The organism is Leifsonia sp. C5G2 (assembly GCF_013359685.1).
Taxonomy (GTDB): Bacteria; Actinomycetota; Actinomycetes; order Actinomycetales; family Microbacteriaceae; genus Leifsonia.
The window spans coordinates 128,858-141,951 of record NZ_JABFMV010000001.1; the positions used below are offsets into that span (position 1 = coordinate 128,858).

Annotated in this window: 14 protein-coding genes, 1 pseudogene and 1 riboswitch; of the genes and pseudogenes, 8 read left to right on the forward strand and 7 right to left on the reverse strand. The window is 70.6% G+C overall.

All coding sequences use genetic code 11. The annotated features are described in order from the left end of the window. From HNO83_RS00585 to ribH, 5 genes and pseudogenes are all read left to right on the forward strand, one after another. Window positions 1-580 (forward strand): annotated as a pseudogene (locus HNO83_RS00585) (hypothetical protein); the annotation flags it as partial. A 138-nt stretch (window positions 581-718) separates the two neighbouring features. Next, window positions 719-872, forward strand: a riboswitch (FMN riboswitch). 72 nt (window positions 873-944) lie between these two features. After that, on the forward strand, window positions 945-2,030 hold the full coding sequence (gene ribD / locus HNO83_RS00590) for a bifunctional diaminohydroxyphosphoribosylaminopyrimidine deaminase/5-amino-6-(5-phosphoribosylamino)uracil reductase RibD (RefSeq protein WP_175335567.1): 1,086 nt from the start codon (window positions 945-947) through the stop codon (window positions 2,028-2,030). 5 nt (window positions 2,031-2,035) lie between these two features. Then, window positions 2,036-2,665, forward strand: coding sequence for a riboflavin synthase (locus tag HNO83_RS00595; RefSeq protein ID WP_175335568.1), 630 nt, complete (start codon window positions 2,036-2,038; stop codon window positions 2,663-2,665). Then, a complete protein-coding gene (gene ribA, locus HNO83_RS00600) occupies window positions 2,662-3,960 on the forward strand; it encodes a GTP cyclohydrolase II (protein WP_175335569.1) in 1,299 nt (432 codons plus the stop codon). Before HNO83_RS00595 ends, ribA begins: the two co-directional genes overlap by 4 nt. After that, window positions 3,957-4,451: a 6,7-dimethyl-8-ribityllumazine synthase gene (gene ribH / locus HNO83_RS00605; protein ID WP_175335570.1), complete on the forward strand. Its 495-nt coding sequence runs from the start codon at window positions 3,957-3,959 to the stop codon at window positions 4,449-4,451. The genes ribA and ribH overlap by 4 nt, the downstream gene beginning before the upstream one ends. A gap of 61 nt (window positions 4,452-4,512) precedes the next feature. On the opposite strand, the gene HNO83_RS00610 is transcribed toward ribH, so the two are convergent. The 4 genes from HNO83_RS00610 to HNO83_RS00625 form a co-directional block, all read right to left on the reverse strand. Next, window positions 4,513-5,127 carry a dihydrofolate reductase family protein gene (locus HNO83_RS00610; protein ID WP_175335571.1) on the reverse strand — a complete coding sequence of 205 codons (615 nt, stop codon included), beginning with the start codon at window positions 5,125-5,127 and terminating at the stop codon, window positions 4,513-4,515. Between the two features lie 3 nt (window positions 5,128-5,130). Then, window positions 5,131-5,607 carry an SRPBCC family protein gene (locus HNO83_RS00615; RefSeq protein ID WP_175335572.1) on the reverse strand — a complete coding sequence of 159 codons (477 nt, stop codon included), beginning with the start codon at window positions 5,605-5,607 and terminating at the stop codon, window positions 5,131-5,133. Then, on the reverse strand, window positions 5,604-5,954 hold the full coding sequence (locus HNO83_RS00620; RefSeq protein WP_217498547.1) for an ArsR/SmtB family transcription factor: 351 nt from the start codon (window positions 5,952-5,954) through the stop codon (window positions 5,604-5,606). Before HNO83_RS00620 ends, HNO83_RS00615 begins: the two co-directional genes overlap by 4 nt. A gap of 88 nt (window positions 5,955-6,042) precedes the next feature. Next, on the reverse strand, window positions 6,043-6,471 hold the full coding sequence (locus HNO83_RS00625; protein ID WP_175335573.1) for a DUF2269 family protein: 429 nt from the start codon (window positions 6,469-6,471) through the stop codon (window positions 6,043-6,045). A gap of 165 nt (window positions 6,472-6,636) precedes the next feature. Between HNO83_RS00625 and HNO83_RS00630 the strand changes: the two genes are divergently transcribed. Beyond that, entirely contained in the window at window positions 6,637-8,031 is a 1,395-nt protein-coding gene (locus HNO83_RS00630) for an MFS transporter (RefSeq protein WP_175335574.1), read from the forward strand. Window positions 8,032-8,111: 80 nt separating this feature from the next. Here HNO83_RS00630 and HNO83_RS00635 read toward each other — a convergent pair whose 3' ends face one another. From HNO83_RS00635 to HNO83_RS00645, 3 genes are read right to left on the reverse strand one after another with little or no spacing between them, the layout of a single operon-like run. Beyond that, entirely contained in the window at window positions 8,112-8,942 is an 831-nt protein-coding gene (locus HNO83_RS00635; protein ID WP_175335575.1) for an ABC transporter permease, read from the reverse strand. Further along, window positions 8,939-9,775, reverse strand: a complete 837-nt coding sequence (locus HNO83_RS00640; RefSeq protein ID WP_249776397.1) for an ABC transporter permease — start codon at window positions 9,773-9,775, stop codon at window positions 8,939-8,941. Before HNO83_RS00640 ends, HNO83_RS00635 begins: the two co-directional genes overlap by 4 nt. After that, a complete protein-coding gene (locus tag HNO83_RS00645) occupies window positions 9,772-10,698 on the reverse strand; it encodes an ABC transporter ATP-binding protein (protein ID WP_175335576.1) in 927 nt (308 codons plus the stop codon). The genes HNO83_RS00640 and HNO83_RS00645 overlap by 4 nt, the downstream gene beginning before the upstream one ends. Before the next feature lie 94 nt (window positions 10,699-10,792). Between HNO83_RS00645 and HNO83_RS00650 the strand changes: the two genes are divergently transcribed. Together HNO83_RS00650 and HNO83_RS00655 are read left to right on the forward strand one after the other, a co-directional pair. Further along, complete coding sequence (locus HNO83_RS00650; protein ID WP_175335577.1) at window positions 10,793-11,008, forward strand: hypothetical protein; 216 nt, start codon at window positions 10,793-10,795, stop codon at window positions 11,006-11,008. A gap of 56 nt (window positions 11,009-11,064) precedes the next feature. Further along, on the forward strand, window positions 11,065-13,035 hold the full coding sequence (locus HNO83_RS00655) for an ABC transporter ATP-binding protein (RefSeq protein WP_175335578.1): 1,971 nt from the start codon (window positions 11,065-11,067) through the stop codon (window positions 13,033-13,035). The last annotated feature ends 59 nt before the right edge of the window (window positions 13,036-13,094 follow it).

The following is a 13,094-nucleotide window of genomic DNA, read 5'->3' on the forward strand; positions in this document are numbered from 1 at the left end:
CACCGCCTACTGGGAAAGCCAAGGCTTCACCGTCACCAGAACCGTCGACTGGACCGACCCCAGCGGCGAGCAGTCGGTTCTCCTCCGCGCCACACGACCGGACGGCGTCTACTACGGGCTCGACGCCTCCACCGGCCTTGTCGCCATCGATGTCTACACCGAGTGCTCCGCGCACCCCTCCATCGACGACTGGGCGGAGGAAGGGATGCAGGAGCGGCTGGACCAGCTGCCCACATACACGCCCTCCCCGTCGAGGTCGTCCCCCGGACAGGGCCGAGCCGACACCGAAAACCAGACAACCGCCACAGCGATTACCGACCCGTCGAACCTGTTCCGCGAGTTCCACGAGGACACCACTCCCCTCGACTCGACGGAGCTGTTCCGCGAGTTCCACGACGACGCAGACGACACCGAACCCGCAGCGACCACCGACACCTCAGACCTGTCCGCCCCGTCCACGACGACGCGGGCTCAGACAGCCCTCTCCCGACGGCGAAGCGGACCCGCGACGACTACAACTGGAGGTGGTGACCGACGATCTCCTCCGCACACCGACGCGCGGCTGCGCATCCGGTCATGAGACGCGCGGCCACACAGGGCCTCATGGGTGTACGCCGCCCATCCAGCAGCACCGAGCGCGCGGTGGTGAATCTCTGTGACGGGAATACCCCCGGGAATAGGCGGGCGCTCAGTGCGTTGATCTACACTCGACAACGAAACACGTGCTCCGGGGTCGGTGAGAGTCCGAACCGGCGGTGACAGTCCGCGAGCGGGACGCGAGAGCGTCCTGCTGAGCCGGTGGAATTCCGGCACCGACGGTAATGCGTCAGGCGAGAGCCTGCCGCTCAGTCCGGATGGGAGGCAGCACGGTGGGCGGCCCGCATGGGCCGACGCCCGCGCGACCCCGGCGACACGTCTCGAACGAGAGACAGGATGGCAACCGGATGACGTGGGAAGCCCCCATGCGCACGGCGCTGCAGCTGGCGGCGAACGGTCCCGCCGCGGGCGTGAACCCGCGGGTCGGCTGCCTGCTCCTCGATGCGGAGGGGAACGTCCTGGCCGAGGGCTGGCACCGTGGTGTCGGAACCCCGCACGCCGAGGTCGACGCGCTCGGCAAGCTGCCGGCGGGGGCAGCGCGCGGCGCCACCGCCGTCGTCACCCTCGAGCCCTGCAACCACTGGGGCCACACCGGCCCGTGCTCCGTCGCCCTCATCGAGGCCGGCGTCTCGCGCGTCGTCTACGCCATCGACGATCCGGGGCATCACTCCGGCGGGGGCGCCGAGCGGCTGCGGGAGGCCGGCGTGGAGGTGGTCGACGGCGTGCTGCGCGACGAGGTCGAGCGGTTCCTCGGCGACTGGCTCACGGCCGCGCGCCTGGGGCGCCCGTACATCGTCGTCAAGTGGGCGAGCAGCCTCGACGGCCGGGCGGCGGCCGCCGACGGGACGAGCAAGTGGATCACCGGCGCCGCCGCACGCCAGCGCGTGCACGAGCAGCGCGAGGCCTCCGACGCGATCGTCGTCGGAACCGGGACGGTGCTGGCCGACGACCCCAGCCTGACCGCCCGCGGAGACGCCGGCGAGCTGCTGGGCACCCAGCCGACGCCGGTCGTCGTCGGCACCCGGGCCATCCCGAACGACGCCGCGGTGTTCCGCCACCCCAACCCGGTGATCTTCGAGGGCACCCACGACCTGCAGGCGGTCGTGGCCGACCTGCACCAGCGCGGGTTCCGACGGGTCTACGTCGAGGGCGGCCCGACTCTCGCCAGCGCGTTCGTCGCGGCGGGGCTGGCCGACGAGTACGCGGTCTACCTGGCGCCGACGCTGCTCGGCGGCCCGCGGCTCGCGCTCGGCGACATCGGCGTCGAGACCATCGGCGATCAGCGGAGGCTGCGCATCCTCGACGTCGAACGGCTCGGCGGCGACCTCCTCATCCGGGCCGTTCCCGTTCCCGCCGGAGCGCCCCGCGCCGCCGGCACCGACCCGGCCGATGTGGCCGGCGCCGACATCTTCCCCGAGACCGAGGAGGTCTGATCACCGTGTTCACCGGAATCATCGAAGAGCTGGGCGAAGTCACCGCCGTCGACCGCACCGCCGACGCCGCGCGCGTCACCGTGCGCGGACCGCTGGCCGTCAGCGACGCCCGCCACGGCGACTCCATCTCGGTCAGCGGCGTCTGCCTCACGGTGATCGGCAAGGACGCCGAGACCTTCACCGCGGACGTGATGGCCGAGACCCTCGCCATGAGCACCCTCGACGGCGTCCGGCCGGGACGCCGGGTCAACCTCGAGCGCGCGGCGCAGGTCGGCGACCGCCTGGGCGGCCACATCGTCCAGGGCCACATCGACGGCACGGCGACCGTGCTCTCGGTCGCCGACGGCAGCGCCTGGCGCGTCCTGCGCTTCAGCCTCGACCCGGAGCACGCGCCGCTCGTCGCCCGGAAGGGCTCCATCGCGATCGACGGCGTCTCGCTCACCGTGAGCGACGTCGGCGGCGGCCGGGAGGACGGCTGGTTCGAGGTGTCGCTCATCCCCGAGACGCTCGCCGCCACCACCCTCGGCGCCCTCACCGCGGGCGACCGCGTCAACATCGAGACGGACATCCTGGCCCGTCACGTGGAGCGCATGCTCGCGCTCGAACCCCGGCTGACCGAACGGAGTGCGTCATGAGTCTGGCCACCATCCCCGAGGCACTGGCGGAGCTGCGCGCCGGCCGTCCCGTCATCGTCGTCGACAACGAGAGCCGCGAGAACGAGGGCGACGTCGTGCTCGCGGCGGAGCTCGCCAGCCAGGAGTGGATCGCCTGGACGGTGAAGAACTCCTCCGGCTTCATCTGCGCGCCGATGACGAACGAGATCGCCGACCGCCTCGAACTGCCCGTGATGGTCGCGCACAACGAGGACTCCCGGGGCACGAACTACACGGTGAGCGTGGACGCGGCCGACCGCCTCTCGACCGGCATCAGCGCCGCCGACCGTGCGCACACCCTCCGCGTCCTGGCGAACCTCGACTCGACGCCGTCGAGCCTGCACCGGCCGGGCCACATCCTGCCGCTGCGAGCGGTCGAGGGCGGCGTGCGCGAGCGCGACGGCCACACCGAGGCCGCGGTCGACCTGCTCAAGCTGGCCGGCATGACCCCGGTCGGCGCCATCGCGGAGATCGTCGCGGACGACGGCGAGATGATGCGCCTGCCCGGGCTGATCGAGCTGGGCCAGCGGGAGGGCGTGCTCGTCGTCACGATCGAGGCGCTCATCGACTACCTGCAGGAGTTCCACTGCGACCAGCCGCTGGAGACGGTGACGCCCATCCCCGAGACCTCCCGGGTGATCTTCGAGGTCGAGACCACCGTGCCGACCACGCACGGGCCCTTCCGGATGCGCGCCTACCGCGACCGGATGACCGGCGCCGACCACGTCGCCATCGTCGCGGGGACGCCGCAGCGCGACGGCACGCTGGTCCGCGTCCACTCGGAGTGCCTGACCGGGGAGGCGTTCGGCTCGCTCAAGTGCGAGTGCGGCCCCCAGCTCGACGCCGCGATGGACACCATCCAGCGCGAGGGCGGCGTCGTCGTCTACCTGCGGGGGCACGAGGGGCGCGGCATCGGCCTGATCAACAAGCTGCGCGCCTACAAGCTGCAGGAGGAGGGCCTGGACACGCTCGACGCGAACCTCGCCCTCGGCCTCCCGATCGACGCGCGCGACTACGGAGCGGCGACGGCCATCCTGCAGGACCTGGGGATCGAGTCGGTGCGCCTGCTGACCAACAACCCCGAGAAGGTGCGCCAGCTGGAGGAGCACGGCATCGAGGTCGAGGAGCGCGTGCCGCTCGTCGTCGGCGTCGGCGCCTTCAACGAGGGTTACCTGGAGACCAAGCGCGACCGCATGGGTCACGCGATCGGCGACATCGACGCGGTGTCGTCCGAGGAGACGGCCGCGGACCTCGCGGCGGGAAGGACGACACGATGAGCGGTGCGGGAGCGCCCAGCACGCAGGAGCGGATCGACGGGAGCGGCCTCAAGGTCGTCATCGTCGCGGGCACCTGGCACGAGACGATCACCGACGGCCTGATCGCCGGCGCGACGCGCACGCTGGACGAGGCGGGCGCGTCGTACTCGCTCGTGCGCGTCCCCGGGAGCTTCGAGCTGCCCGTCGTGAGCAAGGCGGCGCTGGAGGCCGGCGCGGACGCGGTCGTGGCGCTCGGCGTCATCATCCGCGGCGGGACCCCGCACTTCGAGTACGTCTCGGCGGCGGCGACCGACGGGCTCACCCGGGTCGCCCTCGACACCGGCAAGCCCGTCGGTTTCGGCGTGCTCACGCTCGACGACGAGGCGCAGGGCATCGACCGCGCGGGCCTCCCCGGCTCGAAGGAGGACAAGGGAGCGGAGGCGGCGCACGCCGCCCTCGCCACCGCCATCACCATCCGGGAGCTGCGCGCGCGCACCGACCTCGCGCTCTAGTGGACGTGACACGCCGTCGCCGCCTTCGGTGCGGCGGCGTGTCACGTCACCCAGGTGCGAATCAACTCACGTCGTAGAGGACGTGCGTCGCGTGCGGCGTCACGACGACGGATCGCTGCACCAGCTCGTGGCGCACGGCTCCCGCGAAAAGCGGGGTGCCGCCGCCGAGGATGAGCGGCGAGATGTGCAGGCCCAGCGTGTCGACCAGCCCGGCGGACACGGCGGAGCCCACGAGCGCTCCCCCGCCCATCAGCACCACGTCGACGTCCCGGCCGGTCGCCGCGGACCTCGCCTCGGCCGCCGTGCGCGCCTGCTCGATCGCGTCCGCCAGCCCTGTGGTCACGAACGTCCAGTCGAGCCCGGAGAGCCGCACCTCGGTGGGCGGCGTGCCGGTCACGACGAAGAACGGCGGCCTGCCGACCTCGTGCGCGCCATAGCCGAGGTCGTCGCTCCAGCCGTCCGGCGCGTCGATCACGTCGAAGAGCGACCGGCCCATGATCACGGCGCCCGACCGCTCCGTGCCCTCCTTCAGGATGCGTTCGTCCTCGGGGTCGCCCGCGAACACCCAGCGGTGCAGGGGCTCGCCGCCGTCGCCCAGTCCGTTGCCGGGACCGGCGTTCGGGCCGGTGACGAAGCCGTCGAGCGACATCGTGATGTCTGCGACGATGCGCGTCATGGCTCAGCCCTCCCCGAGCAGCTCGTCGAGCTTCTCGTAGCCCTCGCGCACGCCGTACTCCATGCCGCTCGCGATCATCCCCTCGAGGGCCTCCCGGGAGGTCATCACCGACCGGCCGACCAGGCGGGTGCGCCCCCCGGGCAGCGGCTCGAACCGCAGCCGGTCGAGGCTGACCTCGCCCGGCGCACCCTCGAACTCGAACGTCTGGATGAGCAGCTCGTTCTCGATGACGGTGTGGATGACGCCGCGGAAGGCGTAGACCGAGCCGTCCTCGTCGCGCTGCTCGAACGCGTAGCGGCCGCCGGTGCGGAAGTCCCAGTCGGTGATCGTCGTGACGAGCCGGCGCGGACCGATCCACCGGGCGTACAGCTCCGGGTCGGCGTGAGCGCGGAAGACGGCCTCGACCGGTGCGTCGAACTCGCGCGTGATGTCGGCGTACGAGGTGCCCTCGACGGCCTCGATGGTGACGGGGTTGCTCATGATGCACTCTCCTTATCGGTGTTCTGCTGCCCCTCCGCGAGGAGGTCGTCGAGGCGCCGGTAGCGCGCCTCGGCCTCGAGCCGGTAGCGGTCGATCCAGGAGGTGAGCCGCTCGAGCGCCGCCGCGTCCAGGTGGACGGGCCGGCGCTGGGCCTCGCGGGTGCGCCAGACGAGCCCGGCGGACTCCAGCACGCTGATGTGCCTGGACACCGCCTGGAGGGTGATGGCGAACGGCTCGGCGAGCTGGTTCACGGTCGCCGGCCCCCGGCTCAGGCGGGCGACGATCGCCCGCCGGACCGGGTCGGCCAGTGCCGCGAAGGCCCGGTCGAGAGATCCGTCATCCATCATTGCTCAACTCCCGGTTTGATCAACCTATTTGTTGAATACAAATTAGAAGAAAGCGCCGCCCGGGTCAAGACCCGAACGGCGCCCTAGTTCACGGCTTCCAGACCATCAGCACCACGACGGCCAGCAGCAGCAGGCTCGCGACCCCGGATCCGGCGGCGATCGCCGGGTAGCGGGACGCCGACCCGTCGCGCAGCGCCTCCGCGGCACGGCGCATGGTCGGCACCACCAGGAACAGCGTCAGCGCGAGCGCGACCACGTACAGGATGATCGACCACAGGATCCACGGCGTCGTCACGCTCAGTCCGTACTTCTTGTCGGCCAGCCCCATCACGCCGAACCCGAACACCACTACGAGGAGCGAGAGCAGCGAGAGCAGGTTCGTCGACTTGGCGAGCGTCTCGACCTGGCGGGCGTCCCCGGCGCGGACGGCGCGCATCGCCGTCATGGGGAGGATGGCCATCGGTCCGACGATGAAGACGGCGGTGACGACATGCAGTACGGCGAAGAGCGTTTCCATGCCCCCAGGCTACCGATCGCGCGGATTCGGCGTCCTCACCGCGCGCGCATAGGGTAGAAGGTGCGCCACAAGCGCTCTCCGACCTCCGCCCCCGCGCGCTTCCGCCCGACCGACGCCGCGCACGCCGTGCGACCTCTCTCGCTACACCGGAAGCTCTCCACACGCATGTCTACGACGGCCCCCGTCCTCTCCCCCGCCCCCGCGAACACCCGCGGACGCGTCATCCTCGCCAGCCTCATCGGCACGTCGATCGAGTTCTACGACTTCTACGTCTACGCGACCGCCGCCGTCCTGGTCTTCCCCGCGCTGTTCTTCACCACCGAGGACCCGACCACGGCGCTCCTCTCCTCGTTCGCCGTGTTCGGCGTCGCGTTCATCGCGCGGCCGGTCGGCTCGATCCTGTTCGGCCACTTCGGTGACCGCATCGGCCGCAAGGGCACCCTCGTCGGCTCTCTCCTCACCATGGGCATCGCCACCGTGCTGATCGGCTGCCTGCCGACGGCGCAGGTGCCGGGCTGGGAGTTCTGGGCGCCGTTCCTGCTGGTCGTCATGCGCTTCTGCCAGGGCCTCGGGCTGGGCGGCGAGTGGAGCGGCGCAGCGCTGCTCGCGACCGAGAACGCCCCGGCGGGCAAGCGCGCGATCTACGGCACCTTCCCGCAGCTGGGCGCGCCGATCGGCTTCATCGTCGCGAACGTGCTCTTCCTCATCCTGAGCTTCACCATCGCACCGGAGGCATTCGCCGCCTGGGGCTGGCGCATCCCGTTCCTGCTGAGCGCGGTGCTCGTCATCGTCGGCCTGTACGTGCGCCTCAAGCTCGTCGAGACGCCGGCCTTCCAGAAGGTCGTCGACACGGGTGAGGTCGCCAAGCTGCCGCTCGCGCGCGTCTTCCGCACCAGCTGGCGCCAGATCGTTCTCGGCACGTTCATCATGCTCGCCACGTACGTGCTCTTCTACCTGATGACCGCATTCACGCTGACCTACGGCACTGCCGCCGCGACCCCGGCCCAGGCGCAGGCCGCCGCGGAGAAGGCGGGCAAGACGTTCTCGGCGGCGACCTTCGTGCCCGGGCTCGGCTTCAGCCGCAACGACTTCCTGATCATGCTCATCGTGGGCGTCGTGTTCTTCGGCGTCTTCACCCTGGTCGCCGGCCCCCTGGCCGAGCGCTTCGGCCGGCGGAAGACGCTGATCTGGGTCACCATCGGCATCATCGTGTTCGGTCTGCTGTTCGTGCCGCTGTTCGCCGGCGGAACGGTCGGCACCATGGCGCTCCTCATCGTCGGCTTCACCCTCATGGGCCTCACCTTCGGGCCGATGGGCGCCGAACTGCCGGAGCTGTTCCCGACGAACGTCCGCTACACGGGCTCGGCGGTCGCCTACAACCTGTCCAGCGTCCTCGGCGCGGCCGTCGCCCCGACGATCGCGGTCTACCTGTGGACGCTCGGCCACGGCAGCACGTTCTGGGTCGGCGTCTACCTCTCCGCCTCCGGCGTGCTCACCCTCATCGCCCTCCTGCTCTCCAAGGAGACGCGCGACGTGGACTTCACCGACAACGTCAGCTGATCCGCACCGCCGAGTGGTGACATGATGTCGCAATCCGCGCCGGATAGCGACGACGAGTCACCACTCGGCGGGGTGTCTGCTCAGTCGAGGAACAGGGCGCGCAGGCGACGGGTCGTCAGGATGAGGCCGAGCACGATCATCACGGCGAAGTACAGCACGTGCCACAGCATCCCGACGTCGACCTGGCCCGTGGTCAGACCGCGGACGAGCTCGACGCCCTGCCACAGCGGGAGCGCCTTGATGACGACCTGCAACGGCTCCGGGTAAACGGTGATCGGGTAGAACGTGGCCGAGAGCAGGAACATCGGCAGCAGGATGAAGTTGATCCAGTCCATCTGCTGGAACGTCTTCATGTAGCTCGTGATGCCCATCCCGAAGCTCGCGAAGCCGAAGGCGATCAGCAGCACCGCGGGAAGCGCGAGCAGCGCCCACCAGGAGAGGTTGAGGCCGAGCGCCTGCATCACCAGCATGAAGCCGAGGGCGTAGAGCGCACCGCGGAGCAGGGCCAGCAGGATCTCGCCGAGCGCGACGTCGAGCGGCCCCAGCGAGGTCGCCAGCATCCCCTCGTACAGCTTCGCGAAGTGCATCTTGAAGAAGACGTTCCACGTCGAGTCGTAGACGGCGCCGTTCATCGCGGCCGTCGCCAGCAGCGCGGGCGCCACGAAGGCGGCGTACGGCACGGTCTGGCCCGACGACGTCTGCACGTCGCCGACCAGGTTGCCGAAGCCGAAGCCGAGCGACAGCAGGTAGAAGATCGGCTCGAAGAAGCCCGAGACGATCACCAGCCAGTTGGTGCTCCGGGTCGCCGACCACCCGCGGTGCATCACCGACCGCGCGTTGCCGGCGTAGAGAGCGCGCAGCGGCCGCGAGCGCGGCGTCTCCGCGGTCAGGAGCTCGTCGGTGGCGGTCACTTGTTCAGCCGCTTCCCCGCGATGTGCCGCGACCACTGCCAGAACACGACGAAGAGCACGGCCAGGTAGAGCACGTGGACGACCGACAGCCAGAGCGGTTCGCTCATCCCGTAGGTGAAGACCCGCGAGAGCTCGGTGGAGTGCCACAGCGGCGAGATCCAGCCGATCCACTGCAGGTACGACGGCATGCTCGCGAGCGGGAAGAAGGTGCCGGAGAACAGCGTCATGGGCAGCAGCACGAAGCGCATGAGCATCGCGATCTGCCCGGTGTCCTGCTCCAGCGTGGCGACGTACGCCATGATCGGTGCGCCGAAGGCCAGGCCGCCGAGCGTCCCCACCAGGATGCTCAGCCACCCCCACGGGCTCGGGACGGCGCCGAACAGCAGCATGAACGCGAAGTACACCACTGACGTGCCGAGCAGCCGCGCGACGACCGCGATCACCACCCCGTCGATGATCTGACCGGGCGAGATCGGCGACGCGTTGATGCCGAAGAAGGTCGGGTTCCATTTGAACCCGAGCATGACCGGGTAGGTGAACTCCTCGCTCGCGACCGTCACGGCGGCGGTGCAGAGCAGCGCGGGCGCGACGAACACGAGGTAGCTCACCCCGTCGACCGCGTGCGGGCCGAGGTTGGCGCTGACCAGGCTCCCCAGGCCGAAGCCCATCGCGAGCAGGTAGAGCAGTGGATTGCCGAACCCGGTGACGAGCACCGTCTGCAGGTACGAGCGCATCACGCGGAAGCGGTGCTCCGCCACGTACCAGGCGCCGAACCGACGCGGGCGGAGCGCGCCGGCGAGCGCCTCGTGCATCTCGTGCGTCTCGACGGTCATTCGATCAGGCTCCGTCCGGTCAGCCGGAGGAAGACGTCCTCGAGGCTGGAGCGGCGCACCAGGCTGGTGAGCGGGTGGAGGCCGCGCTGCGTGATCCGCACGAGCTCGGCCTCGCCGTCGTGGCTGTAGACCAGGATGCGGTCCGGCAGCACCTCGACGCGTTCGCCGATGCCCTCCAGCTGCCCGGCGACCTCCGCGTTGCGGTCGGAGCCGAAGCGCACCTCCAGCACCTCGCGGGTGGAGTACCGCCGGATCAGGGCGGCCGGCGACCCCTCCGCCATGATGGTGCCCTTGTCGACCACGACCAGGCGGTCGCAGAGCTGCTCGGCCTCATCCATGTAGTGGGTGGTCAGCACCAGGGTCGTGCCCTGTTCTTTCAGGCGGAACAGCCGGTCCCAGAGGATGTGCCGCGCCTGCGGGTCGAGGCCGGTGGTCGGCTCGTCGAGCAGCAGGATGCGCGGGTCGTTGATGAGCGCACGCGCGATCGTCAGGCGGCGCTTCATGCCGCCGGAGAGGTCGTCGACCTTCGCCTTCGCCTTGTCCTCCAGCTGGGCGAACGCGAGCAGCTCGTCGGCCCGCGCGCGGACGCGGGCCGAGGGCAGGCCGAAGTAGCGGCCGTAGACGATGAGGTTGTCGCGCACCCGGAGCTCGGTGTCGAGGTTGTCGGACTGCGGCACGACGCCGAGGCGGCTGCGGATCTCCGGACCGTAGCGGTCGGGATCGAGCCCCAGGATGCTGAGGTCGCCTCCCGTGCGCGTGGAGACCGCCCCGATCATGCGCATCGTGGTCGACTTGCCCGCGCCGTTCGGGCCGAGCAGCCCGAACGACTCCCCCGGCTCGACCTCGAAGCTGATCCCGTCGACGGCGGGGAAGTCTTTGTACTTCTTGACCAGGTCGCGGGCGGCGATGACGGGCGTCGGCATAGTTCAGCACTGTAGCCGCGACCGGTGACATCCGCCGGGGGCAGGACGTCAATCCAGGTTGACCATTGACTGGTCGTCAACTACGGTTGACGACATGGACAGCTCGACCCTCCACACCCTCGCCGGCGACGCCGACTCCGACGACCCGATCGTCGCACTCCGCGCCATCGCCCGCATGCACCGCGAGCTCGACCGCGTGGAGGCCGTCGCCGTCCGCCGTGCCCGCAACGCCAACGCCACCTGGCAGCTCATCGCCCTGGCCCTGGGTGTCAGCAAACAGGCAGTCCACAAGAAGTACGGTCGAAGCTAGCGGAGCGCCGCCCGACGCCCCGCACGAATCCTCACTCCCGAACGGAACGCACCCCCATGTCCAGCACGTCCACCACCGCCGCACCGCGCCGCCGCCGCGGCTTCGGACGCCCCTCCGACGACGCCGGCCCCCGCGCCCGCTTCTCGCAGCTGCTGCCCTACCTGCTCGAACACAAGCGCGTGCTCGCCTTCGTGGTGGTGCTCAGCATCCTGGGCGCCGCCGCGAGCCTCGCCCAGCCGCTGCTGGTGAGCCAGGTGATCACCGCGGTCGGAGCGCAGCAGCCGCTCGGCGGACTGGTGTGGGGACTGGTCGCGCTCGTCGTGATCTCGGGACTGATCTCCGGCTATCAGCACTACCTGCTGCAGCGCACCGGCGAGGGCGTCGTGCTGTCGTCGCGCCGCAAGCTGGTCGGCCGGATGCTGCGCCTCCCGATCAGCGAGTTCGACACCCGGCGCACGGGCGACCTGGTGTCCCGCGTCGGGTCCGACACCACGCTGCTGCGGGCGGTGCTCACCCAGGGACTGGTGGAGGCGATCGGCGGCGCACTGACCTTCGTCGGCGCCCTCATCGCGATGCTCATCATCGACCCGGTGCTGCTCGGGCTGACCGTGCTCGTCGTCGCGATCTCGGTCGTCACGGTGGTGCTGCTGTCCGGCCGCATCCGGGTCGCCAGCCAGAAGGCGCAGACCAAGGTCGGCGACCTGGCGGCTGCGGTGGAGCGCGCCATCAGCTCCGTGCGCACCATCCGTGCCGCCAACGCCACCGAGCGCGAGATCGCCGCGGTCGACGAGGACGCGACGGGAGCCTGGAAGATGGGCATCCGCGTCGCCAAGATCTCCGCGCTCGTCGTCCCGGTGGCCGGGATCGCGATGCAGGTGTCGTTCCTGGTCGTGCTCGGCGTCGGCGGCTTCCGCGTCGCGAGCGGCGCGATCACCATCGCGAGCCTGGTGTCGTTCATCCTCTTCCTGTTCATGATGATCCTGCCGCTCGGTCAGGCGTTCGGCGCGATCGCGGCCGTGAACTCGGCGCTCGGCGCGCTCGGCCGCATCCAGGAGATCCTCGACCTGCCGACCGAGGACCAGCGCGACCGCGAGCTCGCCCCGCTCGCCCTGACGGTCGGGGCCGCCAACGAAGGGCTCGCCCCGGATGCTCCCGCGATCGAGTTCGTCGATGTGCGGTTCGCCTACCCGGACACGGCGAAGGAGGAGCCTGCGGTCGCTGCGCCCGCGGTGAGCGCGGAGCCGTCGCCCGAGAGGCTCGCGTTCGAGGCGCTCACCGGCGCCGACGTGGTCGCCGAGGCCGAGGCGGCTGCAGGGTCGGGCGGCGGCGAAGGCCCGCTCCACCCCGGCGGCGTGCTCCACGCGGTCAGCTTCCGGGTGCCGCGCGGCAAGCGCACGGCGCTGGTCGGTCCGTCCGGCGCCGGCAAGTCCACCATCCTGGCGCTGGTCGAGCGGTTCTACGACCCGCAGGCCGGCGAGGTGCGGTTCGGCGGGATGGACGTGCGCTCGCTCGACCGCGTCGCCCTGCGGTCGCAGATCGGCTACGTGGAGCAGGATGCGCCCGTGCTCGCGGGCTCGCTGCGCGACAACCTGACGCTGGCGACGCCGGACGCCACCGACCAGCAGTGCACCGACGTGCTGCACGCCGTGAACCTCACCGAGGTGCTGGAGCGCAGCGAGCTGGGGCTGGACGCGCCGGTCGGCGAGGACGGCATCATGCTCTCCGGCGGCGAGCGTCAGCGCCTGGCGATCGCCCGCGCGCTGCTCGCGGCACCGCCGGTGCTGCTGCTCGACGAGTCGACGTCCAGCCTGGACGGACGCAACGAGCAGCTGATGCGGGAGGCGATCGACGCCGTCGCCGAGGACCGCACGCTGCTGGTCATCGCGCACCGCCTGTCGACCGTCGTGGACTCCGACCAGATCGTCGTGCTCGACCACGGACGCGTCGTGGGCACCGGCACCCACTCCGAACTCGTCGAATCCACCCCCCTCTACCGCGACCTCGCCAAGCACCAGCTCCTCGTCTGACCCCTCCCCAGCCAACAGCTCCGGACTTTTTCGACCGAATCGTGCGATTCGAGTCGAAA